The organism is Verrucomicrobiaceae bacterium (assembly GCA_016713035.1).
In the GTDB taxonomy this organism is placed as follows: Bacteria; Verrucomicrobiota; Verrucomicrobiia; order Verrucomicrobiales; family Verrucomicrobiaceae; genus Prosthecobacter.
The window spans coordinates 490,885-513,993 of record JADJPW010000002.1 but is presented as its reverse complement, the minus strand read 5'-3'; the positions used below and the strand labels follow the sequence as shown (position 1 = coordinate 513,993).

The 23,109-nt window shown below is 57.0% G+C and carries 20 protein-coding genes and 3 pseudogenes; 10 read left to right on the top strand and 13 right to left on the bottom strand.

Features of this window, described 5'->3' with window-relative positions; genetic code table 11:
* Position 1 precedes the first annotated feature (1 nt).
* The 8 genes and pseudogenes from IPK32_09245 (at position 2) to IPK32_09210 (ending at position 5,437) form a co-directional block, all read left to right on the top strand.
* A complete protein-coding gene (locus tag IPK32_09245; GenBank protein MBK8092145.1) occupies positions 2-175 on the top strand; it encodes a hypothetical protein in 174 nt (57 codons plus the stop codon).
* Positions 176-195: 20 nt separating this feature from the next.
* Positions 196-825 (top strand): hypothetical protein, encoded by a 630-nt coding sequence (locus IPK32_09240; GenBank protein ID MBK8092144.1) that lies wholly within the window; start codon positions 196-198, stop codon positions 823-825.
* Positions 826-835: 10 nt separating this feature from the next.
* Positions 836-1,018, top strand: a pseudogene (locus tag IPK32_09235) (NADP-dependent phosphogluconate dehydrogenase).
* Positions 1,019-1,166: 148 nt separating this feature from the next.
* Positions 1,167-3,386, top strand: a complete 2,220-nt coding sequence (locus IPK32_09230; GenBank protein MBK8092143.1) for a hypothetical protein — start codon at positions 1,167-1,169, stop codon at positions 3,384-3,386.
* A gap of 34 nt (positions 3,387-3,420) precedes the next feature.
* Complete coding sequence (locus IPK32_09225) at positions 3,421-3,600, top strand: hypothetical protein (protein MBK8092142.1); 180 nt, start codon at positions 3,421-3,423, stop codon at positions 3,598-3,600.
* A gap of 95 nt (positions 3,601-3,695) precedes the next feature.
* The gene (locus IPK32_09220; protein MBK8092141.1) at positions 3,696-4,175 is read left to right on the top strand and encodes a hypothetical protein; all 480 of its coding nucleotides are present in this window, start codon (positions 3,696-3,698) and stop codon (positions 4,173-4,175) included.
* Between the two features lie 365 nt (positions 4,176-4,540).
* Positions 4,541-4,867 (top strand): helix-turn-helix transcriptional regulator, encoded by a 327-nt coding sequence (locus IPK32_09215; GenBank protein ID MBK8092140.1) that lies wholly within the window; start codon positions 4,541-4,543, stop codon positions 4,865-4,867.
* A 150-nt stretch (positions 4,868-5,017) separates the two neighbouring features.
* Positions 5,018-5,437 (top strand): nuclear transport factor 2 family protein, encoded by a 420-nt coding sequence (locus IPK32_09210; protein MBK8092139.1) that lies wholly within the window; start codon positions 5,018-5,020, stop codon positions 5,435-5,437.
* Positions 5,438-5,441: 4 nt separating this feature from the next.
* On the opposite strand, the gene IPK32_09205 is transcribed toward IPK32_09210, so the two are convergent.
* The 6 genes from IPK32_09205 to IPK32_09180 form a co-directional block, all read right to left on the bottom strand.
* A complete protein-coding gene (locus tag IPK32_09205; protein MBK8092138.1) occupies positions 5,442-6,566 on the bottom strand; it encodes an iron-containing alcohol dehydrogenase in 1,125 nt (374 codons plus the stop codon).
* Positions 6,567-6,617: 51 nt separating this feature from the next.
* Positions 6,618-8,048, bottom strand: coding sequence for an aldehyde dehydrogenase (locus IPK32_09200; protein ID MBK8092137.1), 1,431 nt, complete (start codon positions 8,046-8,048; stop codon positions 6,618-6,620).
* Between the two features lie 56 nt (positions 8,049-8,104).
* Entirely contained in the window at positions 8,105-8,290 is a 186-nt protein-coding gene (locus IPK32_09195) for a hypothetical protein (GenBank protein ID MBK8092136.1), read from the bottom strand.
* Between the two features lie 163 nt (positions 8,291-8,453).
* Positions 8,454-8,681 (bottom strand): hypothetical protein, encoded by a 228-nt coding sequence (locus IPK32_09190; GenBank protein ID MBK8092135.1) that lies wholly within the window; start codon positions 8,679-8,681, stop codon positions 8,454-8,456.
* Positions 8,671-9,228, bottom strand: coding sequence for a hypothetical protein (locus IPK32_09185; GenBank protein ID MBK8092134.1), 558 nt, complete (start codon positions 9,226-9,228; stop codon positions 8,671-8,673). Before IPK32_09185 ends, IPK32_09190 begins: the two co-directional genes overlap by 11 nt.
* 15 nt (positions 9,229-9,243) lie before the next feature.
* Complete coding sequence (locus IPK32_09180) at positions 9,244-10,305, bottom strand: hypothetical protein (GenBank protein ID MBK8092133.1); 1,062 nt, start codon at positions 10,303-10,305, stop codon at positions 9,244-9,246.
* 385 nt (positions 10,306-10,690) lie between these two features.
* On the opposite strand from IPK32_09180, the gene IPK32_09175 reads away from it, so the two are divergent.
* Positions 10,691-11,281 carry a PEP-CTERM sorting domain-containing protein gene (locus IPK32_09175; GenBank protein ID MBK8092132.1) on the top strand — a complete coding sequence of 197 codons (591 nt, stop codon included), beginning with the start codon at positions 10,691-10,693 and terminating at the stop codon, positions 11,279-11,281.
* Between the two features lie 2 nt (positions 11,282-11,283).
* On the opposite strand, the gene IPK32_09170 is transcribed toward IPK32_09175, so the two are convergent.
* From IPK32_09170 to IPK32_09160, 3 genes are read right to left on the bottom strand one after another with little or no spacing between them, the layout of a single operon-like run.
* Entirely contained in the window at positions 11,284-11,946 is a 663-nt protein-coding gene (locus tag IPK32_09170; GenBank protein ID MBK8092131.1) for an SDR family oxidoreductase, read from the bottom strand.
* On the bottom strand, positions 11,943-12,476 hold the full coding sequence (locus IPK32_09165; protein MBK8092130.1) for a phosphatidylserine synthase: 534 nt from the start codon (positions 12,474-12,476) through the stop codon (positions 11,943-11,945). Before IPK32_09165 ends, IPK32_09170 begins: the two co-directional genes overlap by 4 nt.
* 15 nt (positions 12,477-12,491) lie before the next feature.
* A complete protein-coding gene (locus IPK32_09160; protein ID MBK8092129.1) occupies positions 12,492-16,124 on the bottom strand; it encodes an ATP-binding cassette domain-containing protein in 3,633 nt (1,210 codons plus the stop codon).
* Between the two features lie 211 nt (positions 16,125-16,335).
* Between IPK32_09160 and IPK32_09155 the strand changes: the two genes are divergently transcribed.
* Positions 16,336-17,766, top strand: a complete 1,431-nt coding sequence (locus IPK32_09155; GenBank protein MBK8092128.1) for a sulfatase — start codon at positions 16,336-16,338, stop codon at positions 17,764-17,766.
* A 24-nt stretch (positions 17,767-17,790) separates the two neighbouring features.
* Here IPK32_09155 and IPK32_09150 read toward each other — a convergent pair.
* The 4 genes and pseudogenes from IPK32_09150 to IPK32_09135 form a co-directional block, all read right to left on the bottom strand.
* Positions 17,791-19,637: pseudogene (locus IPK32_09150) on the bottom strand (FAD-dependent oxidoreductase).
* Between the two features lie 6 nt (positions 19,638-19,643).
* The gene (locus IPK32_09145; GenBank protein MBK8092127.1) at positions 19,644-20,405 is read right to left on the bottom strand and encodes a hypothetical protein; all 762 of its coding nucleotides are present in this window, start codon (positions 20,403-20,405) and stop codon (positions 19,644-19,646) included.
* Between the two features lie 6 nt (positions 20,406-20,411).
* A complete protein-coding gene (locus tag IPK32_09140) occupies positions 20,412-21,848 on the bottom strand; it encodes a Gfo/Idh/MocA family oxidoreductase (GenBank protein ID MBK8092126.1) in 1,437 nt (478 codons plus the stop codon).
* Positions 21,849-21,929: 81 nt separating this feature from the next.
* Positions 21,930-23,041 (bottom strand): annotated as a pseudogene (locus tag IPK32_09135) (lactonase family protein).
* Positions 23,042-23,109 lie beyond the last annotated feature (68 nt).

Sequence of the window (23,109 nt, the reverse complement as noted above, 5' to 3'; positions counted from 1 at the left end):
CGTGAAAGCCACCCAAAGTCTTAAAAACATCCGCAAACAGCGCCTTACACCCAAACAGCGCTTCACGGTGATTGGCGGCGTGAAAGTTCAGCTCATGCCAGTGACAGCCAAAGGCAATCTCCCCCTGGGTTTGATCAAACGCATCGTGCGTGAAGCCAAGGCGACCAGAGCCTGAACCATTCACCCAGAAGGGCAATGAAAACTCCTATAGCGGACTATGATCGGCAGGTGTTCATCAACTGCCCCTTCGATGACGAGCACCTTCCCTTGCTCCGCGCCATGGTTTTCGCCATCCATGCCTGTGGCTATAAGGCCCGCTGTGCGCTGGAGGTCGTGGACGCAGGAGAAGTGAGGCTGAGTAAAATCCTCCGCTTGATCGAATCCTGCCGATATGGCCTGCACGACATTTCACGCACCTCTCTGGACGCAATCAACGGGCTTCCCCGTTTTAACATGCCACTGGAACTCGGTTTATTCCTTGGAGCTGCCCGTTTTGGAAACATTGCACAGCGGCGGAAGCGAACGCTCATTCTCGATGTGGAGCGATTTCGTTATCAAAAGTTCGTCTCGGACATTGCCGGGCAAGACATCAAGGCTCATGGCAATGATCCACTGCGGCTCATTGGTGCCGTGCGTGATTGGCTGAACGCCTCCTCAGCCACAGCCTCGCCACTACCAGGAAGCAAAGCCCTGATTCGCCAGTATCAGGATTTTTTGGCCGCCGTGCCGCCGACGCTGGTCCGTTTCAGGCTCCATGAGAGCGAAGTCTCTTTTGTGGACTGGCTGCGGATCGTTGAGCACTGGCTCGAAAACTCGGGATCATAAACCCACCCTCAACGGCATCCAGGTTCCCGCCTTCAGCGCCTCCCTCGGCTACTACGACAGCTACCGCGCCGCCCGCCTCCCCGCCAACCTCCTCCAAGCCCAGCGCGACTTCTTCGGTGCCCACACCTACGAACGCACCGACAAGCCCGAAGGCCAGATGTTCCATACGGAATGGCCTGAGGTCATTGGCTAAAGTAGCCATCTCGCTCCGCGAGATGAGCAAAACGTTCCCTAAAGGCGGCTGGCTTTCCCAGCCGCCTTTTTACTTTCCACAGAAACGGATGCAGACTTCAGCGACGAACCATTCATGGTTCCTGAAACAAAAATAACTCGAATCGCTCATGTCTCACTACGATCCCGACCTTCCAGCAGAGATCGATCTCTTTGGCCGCCGCCCGTTTGCTGACCGGGTTGCTGAGACGATGATTTCTAGGCCTCTTGGCGATCCATTGGTCGTTTCGATCATAGGTGAGTGGGGTAGCGGGAAGAGCACTGCCATGCGCTATGTGAAAGACAGACTGGCTGTTCTGGGGAAGTGCAAGATTGCCGAGTTTAATCCTTGGAGATTCAGCGGTGAGGATGTTCTGATATTTGAATTGTTCTCCGCATTGGTAAAGGCCATCGATCCGGAGCTTGAAGTCCTAACCGCATGGCAGGGGATCAAAAATGGTTTGGCCAAACACATGGATGCACTGAAAAGCATGGCTGGAGCCTTTGCTGACCTTCAGAGCGCAGGGAGTGGTGCCTTGGCAACTGGCGCGCTTGGGTTTTTGAGTGGCCAGTTACGCACTCAAATCGAGGAAGTTCGGGCTCAAGCGCGAGCGCATCTCGAGAAATCCAAGTGGAGGATCATTGTGTTACTTGATGACATTGATCGGTTGGAAGCCAGCGAGATTCTGACACTGTTTCGTTTGATCAAGCTCACTGCCGATCTTCCAAACACGACCTATCTGCTGGCCATGGATGAGGATCATGTGAGCCAAATCATTGGGCAGCGAATTGATGGAGATTCGAAAACCGGTCGATCTTACCTCGAAAAGATCATCAATGTCAGGCTCTCGCTTCCATCTATTCCCGATTACAAACTTCGCGATTACACTTTCAAACTGCTTTGTGAAGTGATACCCCAATCAGGTCATAGGTTGACAGGCGGCGAAGCAACCAGATGCACTAAAATATTTGATCACCTGTGCATGCCAATGGTGACGACTCCACGAAAAGCAAAATCGCTCGCGAATGCTTATCGATTTGCATTAGGAATGTTGCCTGTCGGCGAACTCAATCCTGTCGATTTAATGCTTCTAGAATCAATCAGGCTGCTCAGACCCGCCCTTCACGAAACCATTAGAAAACTCATGCCGAGGATGATGCGTGGTGAATCTTTGGAATCAGCTGTCGAGGCTCTCTTCGCAAACGAGGAGCGCAGATCAAAATATAAGAACCAGGCTTGGTCTGAGATTATTACTTCTATCGGCGAAGTAACCGACCGAGAGCATGAAGAAGTGAAAAGCGGACTTGAGCTCTGGTTTCCGCAGTTGATCCCAAACGCCGAAGGTGAGAACCACGATGAATGGAGTAGAGATCGTAGGCTTTGCTCGAAGGATTACTTTTGGCGATATTTTTCAGGCGCAATTCAAGAAGATGATGTCGGTGACAACATCGTTGGCGATTGGGTAAGCTCTCTCCAACCTGATAATCTTCCTCCAGCACATAACTCACTTTGTGCACACCTCGGCGCTCCCTATGTCGCAGCTTTTCTTGGCAAATTGCGATTGATGGTAAATGACCTGCAACTCACATCAAAATTGCCACTGATTCAAGTCCTTGCTCAAGCAGCAAAAGACACTCCTAACACTCGAACTGGCGTATTTTCAGGGACCTACCGCAATCAAAGCGCGGAGATTGCTGCCGAAACAACCCTGACCTTAGGCTCGGAGGAATCTGTCAGCTCGGCAGCATTGATTGCGATCCGAGCCTCAACGGATTTTGGTTGGTCATGTGCATTCCTCGACAATTTGCCCGAATATTGCAGAAGCAAAGGATCCAAGACAAGCGGCGGAATCAAGTGGGAACCTGCACTTGTTGAGCAGGCGCTCGCAGAAAGGGTTCTGAAGGAGTTCATCGAATATCCACCCGATAGCTCCAACTCCACCATGGAAATGGTTTGCCTAATTTGGCGAAATCGAAAAGAAGGTGAGACGCGAGCGCGAGTGACGGAAATTGTTACCAAAAGACCGGATTTGGCCCTTCACTTCCTTGCAGCAGGCTGCGGCTTTTCAGGCACTCCTGATGATGCTTCCTGTTGTTGGACTTGGAAGGACAAAAAGTCGATTCGTGATATTAGCGAGATTATTGATCTTGAAGCACTGAGGACGGCGCTTACTTCACAAGTGAAGGAGTTGGCAGGTAACGGGGAGGTCAAAACTTCATCTATATTTGATCGGGAGTTCCAGTCCCTTGAATCTATTGCCTGGAGCTTTCTGAATTCATTTGCACGAGAGGAACCACGGAAAAAACTGAACTCGCTGGCTGCCCATATTCCCACAGGAACGCTGTATTGACGCCAACTTTGTCATCCTGCATACTCCACCCATCGTGAATCCGAAAAAAAACAGCCCGCAGCCCATCACGAAGGCCATTCGCTTGAAGCCTTCCGTGACCGACTACGCGACCTTTGTGGCCACCACCTCGAAGGTGCTGGGAACGACCGGGCCCGCCTCGCGAAAGACCAAGCCGAACAAGCTTGTGCTCTCGGTCGCGAACTTGGGCTCTTAAGCACTCCCGACGTCTCTTGGGAGCATTTCAAGGCCGCTTCGGAGTCCCATCTCGGCACCGAGCATCTCGTCGAGTTTGATGAGGAGATCGACCGTATGGTCAAAATCACCATCCCGCCCAAATTCGGCCTCATTCCGAAGGTGCTGACACATGCAGTGCCAAACCTGCGTGGCGAGCCGGGCACGCGAAAGGCCATCGAGTTCATCCATGCCACGCCGATGGAGTATCTGGAGCGCTGGATCGCGGCGAATGACGTGTTTGGCGATGATGTGAAGCTCACCTCCGTGGTGCGGTGGGCGGATGGGCAGGTGTCCTTCGCCATCAGCCAGCCGCAGTATCATGGTGAACCGGCTACGGATCGCGAGATCGAGCAGCAATTCATCGCGTCCGGTTGGACGCGGATCGTCGATCCCACGGGCCAACACAGCCTGTTCTTCAATTACGCCTTCCAGACGCTCGCCATCGACGCCCTGCCGCGAAACTGCTACCTGAAGGACGGAGACCTGCTGCCCTTCGATGTGATCCTCTGCCAGCCGGATGAGGATTTGGAGGCGTTTTTGAGGCTGTATGACTGAGGGCTCGCAGTCTGCTCGGCAGCGCATGAATAGTCAGCTTCCCGGTCTTGCCCGGGCAGCCATTTATGCCAAAAAGTCTTCATTTCGAGACTTTTGCTCCGATGCCAGAGCTTGGGCTCTGGCTTTGGCACCCTAAAGCACCGATTACCCGGCTCTGGGCTCCGGCATCGGTGCTTTGGAACTGCAATTACCCTGCTGGAGGCTCTGGTATTGAGGGTTTGGGGGTGGTATTACCAGAGTGGAAGCTCGGGCATCGGAGCCTGGGGGGCTCGATTACCCTGCTTTTGGGCTCTGGTATGGGAGCTTTTTGGGGGCGAATGGCAGACGGTGGGCTCTGGTTTCTGGGCCTTGGAGACTCGGTGAAGGTGCAATCTGGGATTGTCGGCGCTGCTTTGGTCGTCCTCCGCGCGATCACGGACCCGATGCGCCATGCGGTGCTGCGGGAGCTGGCGGATGGGAGTTTCCCATCGGTGATCGTGCTTGCGAAGAGGTTGGACTGCCATCCAGACATGATGGGACGGCATCTCCAGCAACTGAAGAAAGCCGGGCTGGTGATCCGTGTGAATCCCGGTGAGGAGGCGGATCAGCGCTCGAAGTATTACCAAATCCCTGCCGAATTCCGCAGCACGCTGCCCGATGGCACGCGGGTGCTGGACTTTGGCAAGGTGGTGTTGCGGTTCGAGGTAGGGTGAGAAAATGCGGGCATGGATTTGGAGCGTATGGACGCCTATCCGGGGCCTGTATAGCCACCCTTTGGCAGTGCTCAGCACATCTCATGCAAGTGCCTGCGTCCGTTAGCTCTACATTGACGCTTTGCGGCATCTCCACATGCTCGTGTGACCATGACCAGCCCACGCGAAAACGCCCTCCAGCTCATCCACACTTACTACGCCACCTTCAACTCTGGCGACCGTGAAGCCTTCCTCCGCCTCCTGGCAGATGATGTGGCGCACGACATCAATCAAGGCGGCTGTGAGGTGGGGAAAGCGGTCTTTGAGGCCTTCCTCCAGCGCATGGACCGCTGCTACCGCGAGCAGGTCGTCGATCTCGTCGTCTTTGCTGATGAAAGCGGCACACGCGGCGCAGCGGAGTTTTTCATCGAAGGCCAATACCTCTCCACCGATGACGGACTGCCGCCCGCTACGGGCCAGCGCTATCGCCTGCGTGTCGGGGCATTCTTTGAGCTGAATGGGACCCTGGTGGCCCGCATCACGAACTACTACAACCTCGAGGAATGGCTGCGCCAAGTCGGGGCGGTGTGAGAAATCATCCCAACGCCGCGCGATACAGCTCCACAAAGTCCTCTACACTCGGCAGGCGCGGATTGAACTGGGCGGTCCATTGTTTTGCGGCCATTTCGGCGAGGTCGCGAAGGTTTTCGAGCTTCACGCCGTGCTCGGTGATGGTGCGAGGCATTTGGGCTTCCCAGAGCAGTTCGCTCACGCGGTCGGCGAGGTCGCCATCGAAGTAGGATTCGTAGATGGCGGCGATCTCGGGCTGCGCGGCATTGAAACGGATGACGTGCGGCAGCATCACGCCCACGGCATCGCCGTGCGTGACGTGGAAGAGGGCGGTGAGCGGATTCGCGCACGAGTGCGCGGCACCGAGCATGCTGTTTTCGATGGCGATGCCCGCGTAAGCCGCGCCGAGGAGCATCATGCCGCGTGCCTCGGTGTCTTTTGGGTTCCGTAGCACACGCGGGAAGCCCGCATGGCAAAGTCGGAAGCCCTCGCGCGAGTAAAGCATGCTGAGGGCATTGCGTTTCTTCGTGACGGCCGTTTCGAGCGCATGCGAGATGGCGTCGATGCCGGTGCAAACGGTCACGCGACGTGGCTGGGAGACGGTGAGCTCAGGATCGAGGATGGCGGCCTTCGCGGCGGCTTTGGGATCGCCGCAGGCCATTTTGACATGCGTGTCGGCATCGGAAATGAGCGCATAGCTCTGGCACTCGCTGCCAGTGCCTGCGGTCGTGGGGATGGCGATGATCGGCAGCATGGGCTTGGTGGCCTTGCCGGTGCCCCAGTAGTCGTGGATGCGACCGCCGTTGGTGAGGATGAAGTTACAGCCTTTCGCCGTGTCCATGCTGCTGCCACCACCGAGGCCGATGATGAAGTCCGCGCCAAATTCCCGCGCCACTGCCACACAAGCATCGACATCCTCCGTGCTCGGATTTTCCCGCACCTGGCCAAAAATCTCGACCGCCAGACCCGCTTCCCTCAAAAAGCCCGAAGCACGCTCCGTGTAACCCGCCGTCACGATGCCGGGATCACTCACCACCAGCACCCGTGAGCCGCCATATTCCCGTACCAGCTCACCGACGCGTGAAAGCGTGCCATTGCCAAAAACAAGGCGCGTGCGCGGCTGGTGATCGAAGGGGATGAGGGTGGACATGACGGAGCTATTGGAGGCGAACACGGGCAGGAAAGCCCGTGCTACATTGGCTCACGCGCAATCAATCGAGCGGCGCTTGTAGAGGAACTCGAACATGTTGCCCTCGTGCGGCTGGTCCCAACTGATCTTCATGGTGCTGATCGGTCCGATGTTGAGGCGGTCGATGGTGGGGCACTCGAGGAGGTCATTGATGAAGGCCTCGTCCTGCGTGATGGCGGTGACGATGAGGCTGTAGCCGATGCGGCCGAGCACCTCGCCCTGCGGCACTTCGAGCACGCTGGCGTAGGGGCAGAGGAATTCGCGGTTGGCGAGCGGGTGCTTGTTGTCGGAGCACCAGATGATCGTGGGTCGCAGGAAGGTGCCGCCTTGGAACTCGGTTTTGCGCGGTCCATCGCGGAACTGGGCGGTGACATCCTCGGCGCCGGGTGTTTGCAGGTCGGCGTCGATGGCGCTGTCGATGTAGTCGGCCATTTTGACGTTCGCGAAGCCGGAAAGCTTGGCGTTTTCATCATCGGAGGGCAGCGGCTTCACGGGGCCAAGGCGCTCGGCGATGGCAGTGGCGATTTCCTTGCCGTATTTCGGCACGATGACGACGCTGGCATTGATACAGGAACGTCCGCCGTTGTCGCTGATGGAGCCGACGATGACATCGAGGTATTCGCGCCAGTTTTCGATCTTGTCCTCGCCGATGATGATCTTGCTCCAGCCGGGGCCGTGCACCTGCACCGCGGGGTTGTTTTCATACATCTTGGCGATGTTCACGTCGCCGAAAACGAGATTGCGTCCGCTGAGCTTGACGACCTCGCCACTGCCCTCGTGATCGGTGGGGTAAAAGCCAAACGCCTCCGCAGGTGCGCCAGCGGCGATGAAGGCCTGGATGAGGCGAAACGGCGTCCAAGGCTCCTCACGGCCCGGTTTGATCACCACGGGGATTTTTAACGCGATGGAGGGCAGCCAGAGCGAGTTCACCGCGGGTGAATTCGACGGCATGACGAGGCCGAGCGAGTTCGTGGTGGGGAAATAGGCCACCGGGCAGCCGGCCTGGGTGCCAAAGCCGCGATCAATGACGCTCAGATCGAGGCCACGCGACAATCCATTCAGGATCGTGGTCATGTTCGTCATGGCGTAGTGAATCTTCGTCATGTTCCGCTTCACCATGATGTGCGGCAGGCCGCTGGTGCGGGAAAGCGTGGCGATGTATTCCTGCGGCGACTGCGTGTGGCCTTTGTCACCGAGGGGCAGCGTGCCATTGAGGAAAAGATCGCCCGCCTTCGCGGTGATGTCGATGAGCTGCTGCACAGTGAACTTTTTCAGCGCCTTGCGAGCCTCGCCGATCTTCGCAAGGTCCTTGCGCACGATGCCGGCATTCACCTGGCTGACCTCGGCGCAGACTTCGCCGGTTTTGTGGTCTTTGACCTGCACTTTATCGAGTGACTCATACGGGCGGCCTTTGCGGAGAGCGGGGAGATGGGGGATGGACATCTATTTTTGATTTGAGTTGGGTTTTATGATTTGGAGTGGGCTAAACGTCTGCGCAATCAGGATTCATACGACATGGCGAGAACAGTGGTTTTTGCCTGCTGAAAGAGTTCCTGCCAGATGGGGTCATCGTTTGGAATCACCGCCGCATCCAGGCAACCTGTCATGTCATATCTGGGAATGTGATCTTTGTGGATCATCCACTGAATCTCCTCCATGTGCTGCGGATCGTCTCCGCGCATCATTTTGGTCAAAATCAGGTCCAATGTGGCCGGCCGGAACAAAGCGAGATGCTGGGTGATGGGCCGGGTGAGACGCACCCGATGAGATGACCAGTCCGCCCGGAGAAAAACCGAGTGTTGCTCGAAAATATGCGAGAGATACAGTCCAAAGGGCTCAAGCGCAGCGTTAGCCTCCTTGGAGTGACTGCCAGAAGGCTATATCGTGGTCCATGCCCTCGGAGTGCTCTACCGGAATGACGAGGTCAACATCCGCCGTCACGCCGTAGCCGCTCGGTGGATCATCATAACCGAGCCAGATGGCCGACTTGCCGATCAAGGTCAATTCCACGGCATGATCCAGATGGGAATCCAGTTCTAGCAAAATGCGTGTGGGATTGTCGAGATCAGGCTGCATAACCAAGACCCGCAGGTTTTTGTGGACGCAGCCATTTTGTCAGTCCGTAAGTTTTGGGGCCGATGAGACCTGGCATGGAAACAAAACGCGTGTGATGGGGCAACACTCCACTTTTGAGCGGCGGCGTTTCAGGCAGCAGAGAAAGCAACTCCTTCCAAAAAGCCGTCTCCGGTTCGTAGCGATCACCTGCCAATGCGATTTCACGCAGAACCGACTCGCTTTGCTCCTGTTTTGCTAACTGACTTAACTTGTCCGTCTGATTGCCTGGATGACTGAGCAGCATAGCTCCGACGCGGATCAGCCAAGGCTCGTAGTTGTTGGAAACGGAGAGCAAAGCAATTGCCAGCTCTTCATTAGAAAACTCCGTCTCACTAACCCGCTGAATCGGCGGGTGGCCAATCTGCTGCATGTAATGAAAACAGCCGCGTGCCACAGCCTCGTCGATGAGGTCTTTTTCCGTCACCAGACCGAAACGCTTCGCCACTTCCCTGAGACGCGACACAGGTGTCGCGAAGCCGAGTTTTTGCGCCAGCGTTTCAGTCTGCATGGCAGGAGTTTAGCGTTAATACACGCCCTCAACAATGGTCTTCTCCATCGCGCCGAAGGGGCGGACGTCGGCGACGCCGTCCCAGGCGTAGGGGGCGCGGGGTTTGCGGCGCATGGCTTCGTCGCGTTCGAGAAAGCGCGGCATGAAGAACTCTTTGGTGAGCGTGGTGAGCTCGACACGGCCCCAAGCGTCGTAATCGACGGTTTCGTTGGTGGCGTTCGGGTTCACGATGCGCAGCACGGCACGTGGCTGCGGGGCGTAGTAGGTAATGGAGAAATTGTCCTCCGGCGTGAGCGGCACGCTGGCGGCCAGGCCCATCAAGGTATTGCCGTAGGTCGGGTAGAAGCCGATTTTGCCTTCGAGGACTTCTTCCACGATGAAACGCACATACTGCGGCGTCATGGTGGTGCCACCGACGAAGCAGCCGCGAATGCCGACGCCATAGAGATCGACTTTTTCAGCGAGAGCTTCGAGCAGTTTCGGAGTGGTGAAGATGGCACTGATGCGGCGATTCTTCAGCAGCAGCACGGCCTGATCGACGGCGTGATCCATGTATTGACGGGCGACATCGAACTGCTTGTTCGAAATGACCTTCTTCACGAAGCGAGGATCGAGATCGACGAAGTAGCAGGAGCTGCCACGATAGTTCGCCAAATGCTCCACGGCGAGGCGCAGGCGACGCGGACCGGTAGGGCCGACCATGATCCAGCTTTTGCCCTTCGGGAAATGCTCGTCGGCCAGCTTGTGACTGAATTCCTCGTAATCGACGCGGAAGTCGTTCCAGCCGATGCGCTGCTTGGGCATGCCGGTGGTGCCGCCGGTTTCGAAAATGTTGAAGGGCTTGCCTTCGAAGGCTTTTGGCACCCAAACCTCGGGCTGGAGGTCGCGGAGATACTCGTCCTGGAAGTGGTCAAACTTCGCGATGATGTCCTCGTAGCTGTTCACCACACCACGCGGGTCGAAATTCTTCTTCGCCCACTCCAGCCAGAACGGGCAGCCGGTTTCCGGCGAGAAGTGCCAGTTGATGATTTCGCGAACCTGGTTGTCGAGCTTGGCTTTGGCTTCTTCGGGCGTCATGGTGGTGGTTTTTGTGTGGGAAGTGGAGTTTAGAGGGGGTAAATAAAACGAAAGAGGAATTCCAGGCATTTCCTGTCTAAGGTGATTCGTGAGGTGTTTTGCCCTGTGCGCACCGCTAATTATCATAATTGAGAATAAAATTTCCATAAAAATCATTTTATAATTATGTAAACTGTGATAAATTGAGTGTGCCTAAGGATGATTGTTCTTGAGAGTAATCACCGCAACGGCACAGCAGCAAAATGAAACTCATCACAAAATTAGCATTAGGATTATTCCTCAGTTTATCGAGCCTTTCCCGAGCGGCTGATAACATTTTTGGATTGATCAATTTTCCGTAACCTCCTCACCGGGCAATCCTCTTTTAGGGAGTGGCTTTGGAACCATGTCTGGCAATTTCTCAAATGTGACTTGGGAAGGAACCAATCTGGGCTCTATGAGCGGCAATTTCTCGGTCCAAATAGCCTGGCAAGACGCTAATTCTAATGGTATCCCGTGGTCAGTGGACAGCGGTCTCGATGCCATCGTCTTTGATACTGAACCTGGCGACTTCTTGGCAGCAGGAACAGCCAGCATCACAGGAGCTACCGCTCCCTCCGGTTACTATTTCTGCGGTTTGAAGACTTTGATCTGTGTGAATCTATCTTCGACCTTGGAAAGCGAAATCAGTGTCGCCAGTGGCAAAGGAGAAAGGCTGTATTACGGCTTTGGCACCAAAGGAGAGTATTATGAAGTTGCTTACTCGGCTAGTAAAACCTACACCCTAGACGAAACTATCACCACCACCGAAAATTTGAGTTTCTTCTATTCGAATGACGGAGGTACAACAAAAACAGAGTTCACAAGAGGTCTCGATTTCGATACGGGCATCAAAATCGGTGGCTGCGTGTGTGCTGTTCCTGAGCCTTCCGGCGCGGTTCTGCTAGCCTCGGTTGGCCTGGTCCTCATCGTTCGCCGCCGCCGTCACTTGCGCTGATCTCATTCCCAGGGGCTGATCCGGCTATCGAGCTGGAAGACTTGGCCGCTCACGTGAGACATGCTGTGTAGGAAAACAATCATTCGGGCCGCATCTGCCACTGTGCTGATGCGGCCCAATGCATGTCGGGCGAGCAGTTGATCACGAAATACCGAATCAGACAGCAGGTGCCGCGTCATTTTGGTGTCGAGGAAGCCGGGCAGGACGCAATTCGACCGCACATTCCATGATCCATATTCTAGAGCGATGCTCTGACTCAGGGCGATGATCCCGGCTTTGGCCGCTGCATAATTGGATTGCCCCACCGGGCCAGTGAGAGCGGAAAATGAGCCGATGTGGATGATGTGGCCCTCACGCTGCTGAGACATGAGCTTTATAGCTGCCTGCGAGCATAAAAAAGCCCCTCGTAGGCAGACATCGAGCACTTGGGTGAAATCTTCCTCCTTCATGGAAACGAAGGGTTTATCGATAAAGAGTCCCGCATTGTTGATGAGAAGGTCCAGTCGGTCGATCTGACCAAAATAGGCCTTCACTGAGGAGGCATCACTCACATCCAGCTCCTCGCGTCCTGGGGATAGCACCTCCCAACCGGCGGAAAGGAGCTCGATGCGGATTTGCTGCGCGAGATCCCCCGCACCGCCTGTGATGAGTGCTTTGGGAGTCATGCGATAGGATCAGGGCATACATCACGCCGCTGGCATTTGAGACAGTGATCACCGAGGTAAAAGGCATCGAGGAACTCCATCAAGCCAGCGATCATCTGGCGATCCTCCGTGACGATTCCGGCTTCAAAATTCCGTCTATGCTGACTTTTGGCCCCCAATCCTGCACCAGTGAGGTTTGCGGAGCCGATGTAGGCCTCACGTCCATCCGCGATGATGCACTTCATGTGCATCCGTGGGCAGAGAAGTCGCTCAAAGCGGTCACTTTGGAGGAACTGCGGGTATTTGTCGAAATCCTCGCGAAAGCGCGGCCCCGGCTCCTTGGCGTGAATGAGGCGGATTTCGACTCCCTCATCGAGCTTATCCGCGAGCACCTTCAGGAGCGGCACGAAGCTACCGCCATCACTGGTATGCAGGTCTTTGATGTCGGCGGTGACGATCCATAGCATCCGCCTCGCTCCTGGGATGATGCCCTGCAGCACCTCCGAGTAGGTTTCGTGATTCAGGACGAGTTTGGTGGCTCCAGCAGACATGGTGAGGTGCCCTGCTCAGACGCGAGTGAGCTGTCGGCGCAGTGAGATCTGCACCGCGAGGATGATCAGCCCGATATTGAAGAGAATGACCAAGCTGTTGATCCACAAGGTATTGAATTTCGTGTCAAAGTACACCTTCTGAGTGCCGAAGAACACGTTTGGGCTGGATTTTCGCCGGTAGTCCTCGCGCTCCATCTCGGCCTTTGTGACGAGATCGAGCACTTTACGGTTCACGTAAATTTCTTCCGCGCTGACTTTTTCCCCGCTTTGCTGCAAGGACTCTAGGAAGCCCGTCTCCAACCTGCCGCTGATGACCGCATCATGTAGCGAGCCTAGGCGCTTGCGGATCTCACGCGGATTATCCGCATATAGGCCACTGACGACCGCGAGGCTCTGCTTCGTCAAATCAAGCTCATGGCGCTGTTGCTCAGACATTTCGACGCCCCGCGGCGGCAGGAGTGCCTGGATACGCTCATCGAGGAAGTCCTGGTTTCTTGTGAGTGGATTGAGCTTGGATTGGGAGATGATCATGCCTTCATAGCTCCAGCGCAGCGGCATGAATTGGCAGATGAATGGCACCTTGAGCTTACTGGGATTTTCATCCTCGGTGACGGGCGTTTTCATCCAGCGACTCATCGAGTACACGAGGTCGAGATTTTTATTCATCTCCTCATATTTGATCAGCGCCCCTCCCAGGATGATCTGCGGGATCAAGATGAGCGGGATGGCATTCACCGCGGTGCGGCTGTCCGTGACGATGCTGCTGATGAAAAGCCCCAGGCATCCCCCAGTCAGCGCGGTGAGAAACATCCACCACAGATGGATGAGGAACATGTCACGAATCTCCAGCACCCAATTCCCAATCATGAGGTAAATCACGCATTGGATAAAGGCGAAGGCTGCCAGTGTGATGATCTTGCCACTGAGGTAGTAAAAGGTGCGCAGGTTATGATTACGCTCGCGATTGAGCGTGTGGCGATCACGGATGATCTCATCGGCGCTATTGGTGAGTCCCAAAAACATCGCCACGACGAGGCTCATGAACAAATACGTCGGAATGTGGAATGCCGTGGCAAAGGTATAGTGAGCCTCCTCGCTGTACTTGAGCACGGAGGAGATCAGCCATGCCAGGAGGGGAGCCTCCAGCAGGGTGGTGAGCAGATTCGTGCGATTGCGCAGCTTTGCCAGGAAGGCACGCTGGAGCAGCGTGATGAAGAGGATGCCCTCCTCTCGGAAGGTATGTTTCGGCGGCTTCGGCGCGGTGCGGCCCCGTGTGCCAGTGGCCGTGCCTGTCTTATCACGCGGCCGGGCGATGAGATTGGTGCTTCCAGGCGCAGCTTGCTGCTTCGCCATGCTCTCCATGATGAGATGGCGCTGATACGAGTCGCGCCAAAAATTCGGCGGAAAGCGCCTAGATGCCACTAGATGGCCATCTGGGCTTCTTTCATGAATGATGTCGCCACTGATGTCTCGCAGCGGCGTCTCCAGCACATCGAAAACAAAGTCTGCGGTTAAATTATCTGGTGGTGCCCCGGCTGCATCCAGTCCGTGCCCTGTCTCCGTCTGGTAAACACGCCAGAAATACTCCAGCATCCCCTGTGGAGTGCCGTGATAGGCCATCTTGCCCCCTCGGTCGAGCATCACCGCTTTGTCGAACATCTTCAGCAATCGCATGCTGGGCTGATGGATGGAGATGATGACGATTTTGTTGCGGGCGAGGTTCCGAATGATCTCCAGCACATGCTCGCTGTCTTTGGAGGACAAGCCGGAGGTAGGCTCGTCGAAAAGATACACATCCGAGATGCCGATCATGTCGAGGCCTGCATTGAGGCGCTTCCTTTCTCCTCCGCTGAGGAATTTTTGCTGCGGAGTGCCTGCGAGGCGCTTGCGCATATCGGCCAGGCCTAGTTCCGCCAGTTTCGCCTCGACACGCTTGCGCCGCTCCTCTGTTTTCAGATGTGGGCAACGCACCGCCACGCTGAAATCCAGATTCTCCTGCACCTTCAGCAGGGGATCAAAAGCATCCTCCTGTGGGATGTAGGCGATGTACGGAGTGAGGTCCTCCAGATGGCTGTAAAGTGGCATGCCATTCATCAGCACCTCACCACCGCGTGGCTTGAGCTGACCACCCAAAACACGCAGCAGCGTGCTCTTTCCGCACCCACTAGGCCCCATCACGCAGATCATCTCCCCACGCCGCGCTAGGAAGCTGATCCCGTCCAGCGCCGTGTCTCGTGAATCAAACCGGTGCTGCAGCTCACGCACCTCCAGTTGGCGCACGATGTTTCTTTCCTCCTCAATAATACGGTCACTGAAGTGGCAGCGCAAATACTGCCCCTCCCCCAGCGTGATCGTATCACCATCATGCAGTGTGAAGCGGTCACGCACAGGCACCTGGCCGACATAGATCGGGCGGGAGGAGCGCAGCACCTCCAGCACACCCGTTTTTTGCGAGTAGTTGCACTCAATGCGCAGCAGTATCTCGCCATCCGTGTCATCACTCAGCAGGATTCCACCTTCATCGAGCAGCTCTGGCTTATTCGATACCAGATACGTATTGCGGCTGCCCTCTAGGCGGAACTGGCCCCCATACTCCTGTGCACGCGTGCGCAGATCCCGCAGCGCGATCTCTACCTCACCATGCGCGATGAGTTTATCCTCGATACTGGCCTCGATCTTCGTCCCACTGCTCAAAAGTGTGCCATTGAGCGTCGCGGGTGTCGTGCGCAGTGCCTCCACCGTCACCCCAAGTCCAAAACTCAGCCTCAGGTGTGTGCCACGCCCGCGCTGCGGCGCGATCTCTGCATCGCCATCCTCCGTGATCGTCAGGTAGATCTGCGAGCCCGTGAGGGTTTTCTTCGCATTGAAATAGGAGACGAGATCATTGTAATCCAGAGTCACATCCCCCAGCACTACACGCTCACCGGGATAGAGGCGGCAAAACTCCCCTGGGGACTGCCGACGGCTGCGCACCAAAATGTCCGCCGTGCCCGTGTTTTTCAAAAGCACCAGGTTTTGGAAGCGAAAGGCCACCACACTGCGCTCCTTCGGCAAGGAACGCAGCAGCACATCACTCGGCGGCTGAGAGGCGATGCGTAGCGTCTCCAGTGGCTGCCCGCCTTTGCTATCAAAGCCTTCCTCCGGCGGTTTATCGCCAGCATTGAGCTGATAAACGATGTCGATCGACTGAGCAGCGATGCCCAGATTCGTCATGAAGAGATAAAACTCCACCATCTGCCGCTGGTTCTGCTGACCGCGTGAGATGAGCAGGTAGAGCTGCACGCCGAGCAGGATTTTCTGCTCTTGCGTGAGAGTGCGTGAGAGTTCCTTCGCCCGCTGCGTGAGATCCTGGGGCTGCTGCAGCGCCTCAAAATAAAGACGCCGCATGTCCGCGTAGATCGCCTCTGGATAATCGTAGCGCAGATAGCCCAGGCTCGACTCCACATCCTCTTCCTCGATCTGTCCCTCCAGTTTGCTGAAAGCTGCAAAAACCTCAATGAGCACCGGCAGCATCGTATTTGCCGTCGCGGGGCTTCCGAGGCTTTTTTTTGCGCCCAGTTTCTCCACCGCCGCCATCAGCCGGTCCAACAACGCCTTCCCGGAGGAAACGGCGTTTTTAGAAACATTCGGTCTAGTGTCGGCACTCATGCGCGGGCCATGAATGGAGGAGCCCCGCTGAAAAACAAGCCCTGAGGCCAGAAAAACCTAGATTCGAGGCACAAACCGCACACACCGCGCTCCGATGTCCTTCTAGCCCGAGAGAGTGTGTTTGCTCGTAACTGCGGTGAAGTGGGGAGCATCAGGAGCCATCGTGAGTGAAGGACAAATCCTCGCTTGCCTCATGGGGTAGTAATCAGTCATGCTGGTGACAATGAACCGTCTATTGGCCTTCCTGTTGCTCTTTTCCATCCACGCTTTGTCTGCCCAGGAAAAGCGTCCAAATATCCTCTGGCTCATCGCGGAGGATTTTGGGCCGCATTTGGGGTGTTATGGCACGCGTGAGGTGCATACGCCGGTGCTAGACGCTCTAGCGGGGAAAGGGATGCGCTTCACGCGCTACTACACCACGGCACCCGTGTGCTCGGCGAGCCGTAGTGCCTTCAATACGGGCATGTTTCAGACCACGATCGGTGCGCATAATCACCGCAGTCATCGCGATGATGGCTATACCCTGCCTCAAGGTGTGCGGCTGATCAGTGATCGGATGCGCGAGGCGGGCTACTTCACAGCGAACGTGCGTGAGCTCCCTGCGGAGGCTGGTTTTAAAGGCACCGGAAAGACAGACTGGAATTTTTCCGCGCCAAAGCAGGCGTTTGATTCCGAAGTGTGGGATGATCTGAAGGCGCACCAGCCTTTCTATGCACAGATTAATTTCCAAGAGACTCACCGCACCTTTCATGGTGAGCCGCTCGCTGATCCCGCGAAGGTGGAGGTACCGCCATATTACCCCGAGCACGAGATCACTCGTAAGGACTGGGCGCAGTATCTGGACGCCGCCAGTGCCCTGGATGCAAAAATCGGCAAAATCATGGCCCTGCTGAAGCGTGATGGCCTACTGGAGAATACGGTCGTCTGCTTTGTCGGCGACAATGGCGCGGCCCATGTGCGTGCGAAGCAGTTCGTCTATGAAGAGGGTCTGTGGGTGCCCTTTATCCTGAGCTGGCCGACTGGCCTGCCTGCTCCATCGGGCTATGAGACGGGCAAAGTGAGTGATCGGCTACTCATGAGCATCGACCTGACCGCAACGACGCTTTCCTGGGCTGGCGTGCCCAAGCCTGTCGGCATGCAAGGGCAGGTTTTTATGGGCGCACAGGCAGAGGCTCCGCATGAGTATGTTTTTGGTGCCAGGGATCGCTGTGATATGACTGTTTTCCGCCTACGCAGCGTGCGTGATGCACGCTATCGCTACATCCATAACTTCACGCCAGACCGACCCTTTTTGCAGCACAATGAGTACAAGGAAAAGCAGTATCCCGTGTGGAATCTCATCAAAGAACTCGCCGCGCAAAACAAGCTCACGCCTGAGCAAGCCGCGCTAGCCGCCCCAACCATGCCAGAGGAAGAACTCTACGATCTGGAGACGGACCCGCATCAGATACACAACCTCGTCAACTCCAACACCCCAGAACATCGCGCCACACTGGAGCGGCTGCGAGATGTGCTAGACGGCTGGATCGAGCAAACACAGGATCAAGGCCGTGTGCCAGAGTCTGCAGAGGTCATCCGCCGGGCGAGTGAGGCGAAACCCAGTGCGGCCCAGGGAAAAAAGAAGGCGAAGAAGCAAAAGTGAATGAGAGGCCAAGGTAAGGCCTCTTCATGACATGCCGACTGGCTCATATGCACGCACTTCGACGATGCGTGCGTGGGGAGGCCGTTCGTGGCCGTAACCACGATCCGCAGCGCGGTCACAAGCTCTGCGTGGCTGAGCACATGACGACGACGGCGTTGATAATTGCCTCGGATGCTTTCGATGACCTGCCAGCCAGCCGGCGTCTCGATGCTCAATTCGTAATCACTCACCGTTTCAGGCTGTGGACGTCCCCAGAGCATTTTTTGCGTGTAGCCATCCGCTTGCGACAAAGTGAGAAGTCGGTGCAAACCCGTGTCGAAGACCAAAATGACCTCGCGTAGCTGCACGGGGGTGTCCCAGCGGATTTCGAGCGTGGCGGGCAGTTCGCAGCTCATCCAGCGATGTAGGCCTGGAGAGAGTCGATCACTCGGCAGCTTCATGACCGTCCGCGTGAGGCCACTGCGGACATTTTCGGGGCTGCTGCCGGATTGTGTGGAAGAAGCCGTGATCAGCCCGGCTTGGCGCACAAGGTCCCGTGGATCATCATTCGCGACTCCGATCAAATAGCCATCATCACGCAGGAGTTGCTGCTGGATGGCATGAATCAGCTTTGCGTCAGCGGCTATATCCGCAGGCAGCACCTTTTGCCGCAGTGAGAGTGCCGCAGCAGTGCCGACACCTTGGCCAATGACGGCGCAGGTGGCCATGACACGGGTGGAAGCAAAGGCGATGTGCGTGGCGGATATGTTGCGGCCTGCGAACATCAGATTGCGCGGTCCGGTGGAGACGCAGCATCGAAGCGGGATGTCATAAAGATAGGGCAGATGATGCTGTGTGCAGGGCGGCTCGTTCGGGGCATCGACACCCTCCGGCGGATGCGTGTCGATGGGCCAGCCGCCATACGCGATGGCATCAGGAAAGGTGCGCGATGTGCGCAGATCGCTCTCGGACAGGATGTGCTGACCGATGAAACGGCGGCTCTCGCGCTTACCCGGCACGAAGCCGATCCACTCCAGTGCCCAATGCGATGCGTCGATGTCGGAGTGATTCTTGACGAAGTCCCACACGCCGAGCGTGATGGCGAGCAGTTCATCGCGGATGCGCTCATTGTCCTTCAGCGTATCGAGACAGCCACCCCACTCGATCCACCAGTAACCGTATTCGAGACCGAGATCGAAGCCGCTCTGGCCATAGGGTCGCAGCTTGAAATCCTCTGCGCAGAAGCGTCTCGCCCACGGCGGCGCGGCGAAAGGCATCGGGCGATCATGCTTGCGGGCCTGAAACATGATCGAGGAGCCGAGTGTCTTCGTATCCGCCTCATCCTGAGCGAGCGACTCATTGAACTGCGCCTTACTCTCGCGTCCGCGCATGAAAGGCGCACCAGACTCGATACCCAGCCGACCATCCCCAGTGCAATCAACAAACGTCTTCGCACGAAGGATGAATGCCTCCTCCGTGGACGGCCTCTCAGCACGCACCTCGCGGATCAGGCCATCTTCGACCAAGGCGCTAACGACCGTTGTGTTGAGGTGCAGGACGATATTCGGCTCACGGCGACATTTATCGTAAAGCAGCAAATCCATCAGCGCCGGTGAGCGCTGGGGATTCTGCACAGCGAGATCGAGCCGCAGCTCCTCAATGATACCACCCTCGCGCAGCTCATTTTGCAGTTCCTCACCACCGCTCAGGCCCGTGGCTCCGACGATGTGCATGCGCACCTCGCTGCTCGCATTGCCCCCGAGCACGCTGCGGTCTTGGCAGAGCACCACACGAGCACCGAGCCTCGCCGCAGCGAGCGCACAACACACACCCGCGATGCCACCACCAGCGACGAGCAGGTCGGTTTCGAGGTTGTGAGTGGTCACGGGCATGATGCGTCAGAGTTCCACCGCCACACGAGCCGCTTTCATGCCGGTGGAGACGCAGCGGAAGTCGCTGATCACATTGAAGAAGCGAAAGCCCATCGCGTGGTAGCTTTTCACTTGCTCCGGGGCACAGGGAATGGCTGCGATCTTGCCGTGGCGTTCGCAGGCGGCGACGACTTGCTCCAAAATGGCCCGCACCTCAGGATCGTCGGTCTTGCCGAACTTTCCGAGCCCGAGCGTCAGGTCCGCAGGACCGACAAAGAGCACATCCACACCCGGCGTGGCCGCGATCTCGTCGATGTGCGGCACCACCTCCGGCTCCTCGATTTGCACCGCGAGGAAGTTCTCGTTATTCGCCTTCGCCAGATACTCCGCAGGCGGGATGCGGCCAAAATCAGCCTCCGCATGGATGCCATCAAAGCCACGAGCACCGAGCGGCGGGAATTTCATCGCACGGACGATCTCGCGCACTTCATCGGGGTGCCGCACGCGTGGTAACATGATGCCTCGGGCACCGGCTTCGATGAGTTGGAGCACCTCGGTGTAGTTTGAAGGCCGAATGCGGATCAGCGCATCGGCACCACCGAGGCGGCAGGCCTGGATCAATGCATAGACCATCGCCGCATCCACGCGCTTATGCTCCAGACAGATCCACACGGCATCAAAGCCAGCGGAGGCGATCATTTCGACCAGCTCAGGGTCCGTATAGCACGACTTCGCCGTGATGACGGTCTGCTCAGAGCGGATTTTTTGGAGGACTACGGAAGGCTGCATGAGAAATCAGATTTCGCTCAGCTTCGGCACCACAAAGGGAGCGCGATACTCGCGGGTGAGGAGGGCATTGGCAGCAGCGTCGTCGAGAAATGCCTCCTTGTCACCGTCGATGCGGAGATGCTGGCCGAGTTTGAGCTGCGTTTTGTCCAGATCGACTCCGGCTTCGGCGAGGTAGTGTTTTGTTCTCTCCAGCGTGTCCTGCACATTTTCGTGAGCCTTCATGTCACCGAGACGCTTCGAGATAGCATTGACGGAGGTTTCCGATCCGAGCCGGTACGAGATGTTTGCGATGTGGCAGAGCGCGGTGCTTTGATGGCCTTCCTCGATGTCGGCGGCGAGGTCGGTGTGCTTGCGGCTGCGGACGGCGCGGAGGAAGTTGGCGAAGTGGTTCTCCGATTTGCCTTCAAAGGCGCGGACGAGGTTGCCTTTCGGATCAAAGAGGCTGGTGTCGGCGATGATCCCCTCGCTGCCGTAGAAGAACCACATGGATTTGATCGTGGGATGAAACGGCGCGGTTTTGTGGCCACGAGTTTCAGAGACGATTGTCTTGTCGCCAAAGTCGAAGATGCCGACCTGCGTATTGGGCGTCTCGGCGACATCCGTGTAGCCGAGGCGGCCACCGTAGCTCAGCACGCTGCGGCCTAGGCCAGTCACACCGAGGCCCCAGCGGCAGATGTCCAGCGAGTGGACGTTGTTGTTGCCGATCTCCCCGTTGCCGGTGTCCCAAAACCAATGCCAGTCGTAGTGGAACTTCGGCCGCGTGAGCTTCGTCATCGGCGCGGGGCCGGCCCACAGGTCGTAATCGCAGCGCGGCGGCATCACGCACTCTGCCGGGCCGCCGATGCTGCCGCGTCCACTATAGATGATGCTCTTTGCCAGCTTCACCTCGCCCAATTTACCCTCGCGCATAAATTTCACCGCCTCCGCCAAAGCACCGCGCGAGCGGTTCTGCGTTCCTGTTTGCGCGATGCGGCCCAGCTTCCGCGCCACCTGCACGATGCGGCGGCCTTCCTCGACATTCTGGCTCACGGGCTTCTCGACATAGACATCCTTGCCCGCCAGCATCGCCCAGATCGCGGCGAGCGCATGCCAGTGGTTCGGCGTGGCGATGAAGACGACATCCACCGCCTTGTCTTCGAGCACTTTGCGCAAATCCTGCACCTTCTTCGGCATCGACCGCTTCAATTCGACCAGCAATGCGCCGACCTCATCCGCCCGGTCGAGATCGGGATCGCAAACATACGCCACATCGCACTCAGCGAGCCGTGCCAGCTCCCTCGCATGTGCTTTGCCACGAATGCCACAGCCGATGATCGCCGCAGTGATCTTCTCGTTAGCTGAAACCGATGCCGTATCGGCCCCCAGCAGAGTTTTCGGCAAAGCGACCGCCGCAGCGGCCATGAGCGAGTCTTCAAAAAAGCGTCGGCGTGTGGGTGTGAGCATGGTGGGACAGGTACGAACAAAATCCCCCAGTTTTCCCGCGAAGGTTCACTGAAATGCTTGCAGTCAGCTTCGAGGCAGGCCTCAGTCCATCCAGCGCACGCAAGAGGCCATGGGGACCTCGACGGGATCGCCTTGCTGGGTGATCGCGCCGCTGGAGGTATCGAGTTGGAAGACGACGACGTTATTCCCCGGCATGTTGGCGCAGAGGAGCCAGCGGCCATCGGGTGTGATGAGGAGGTTTTGCGGGCCTTTGCCGCCACTGGGCTGGATACGTAGCAGCGTGAGCGTGCCGTCCTCGGCGATGCGGTAGCTGGCGAGGCTGTCATGGCCGCGATTGGTGCCGTAGAGGTGCTTTCCGTCAGGTGTGATCTTCAGATCGGCAGTGTAGCTTTGCCACTGAAGTCAGTGGGGAGGGTTGAGATGGTCTGCTTTTCCTGCAAGGTCCCCTGCCCCGCATTCCAATCAAAAACCGTGATCGTGTTGGCGAGCTCGTTGATGACATACACGAGCTTTCCATTCGGGTGAAAGGTAAGGTGCCGAGGGCCACTCCCTGGAGTGAGTGTGGCAAAGGATTGGACTGAGTTTGGGGCCAATTTTGCCGTGGAGGCATCGAGCGAGTAGATCATGATCTTGTCGATGCCTAGATCCGCTGCGAGGGCGAACCTGGTATCCGGGCTGATGACGATGCAGTGCGCATTGGGGCCTTTTTGTCGTGCTGGATCAATGCTGGAGCCGCTGTGCTGATGAAAGGAGGTGGCTTCGCCAATCGAGCCGTCTTTTTGCACCGGTAAGGCGGCCACGCTGCCGCTGTTGTAGTTGGCGACGAGGACGGATTTGCCGCTGGCATCGACATCGAGGTAGCATGAGGCCGTGCCGCGTGCAGATTGATGGTTTAGCCGGTGCAGGGCACCCGTGCGGTCCGTGATGGCATACGCGGCGACGTTTTCATCCTCCTCTCCGCCGAATTTCTCCGCATCGATCGCGTAGAGGGATTTTTTGTCTGGGGAGAGGACCATGAAAAATGGGTTCTGCACATCGGTGGTGCGGTGCAGCGGCTTCAGAGTGCCTTTTTCCGAATCGAAGCCGAAGGCGTGAATGCCGCCCTTTCCGGCTGGAGCAAAGGATGTGACGAAAACGAGCGGATCGGCGGCAAAAGCAGGCATGGATAGCAGGGCGAGTAAGAGTGGGCGCATGATGCCCATACGAGCCCTGCGAGCAGAAACTGGCAGCTCCTGTGATCGCATCTTTTAAGGAGCAAATG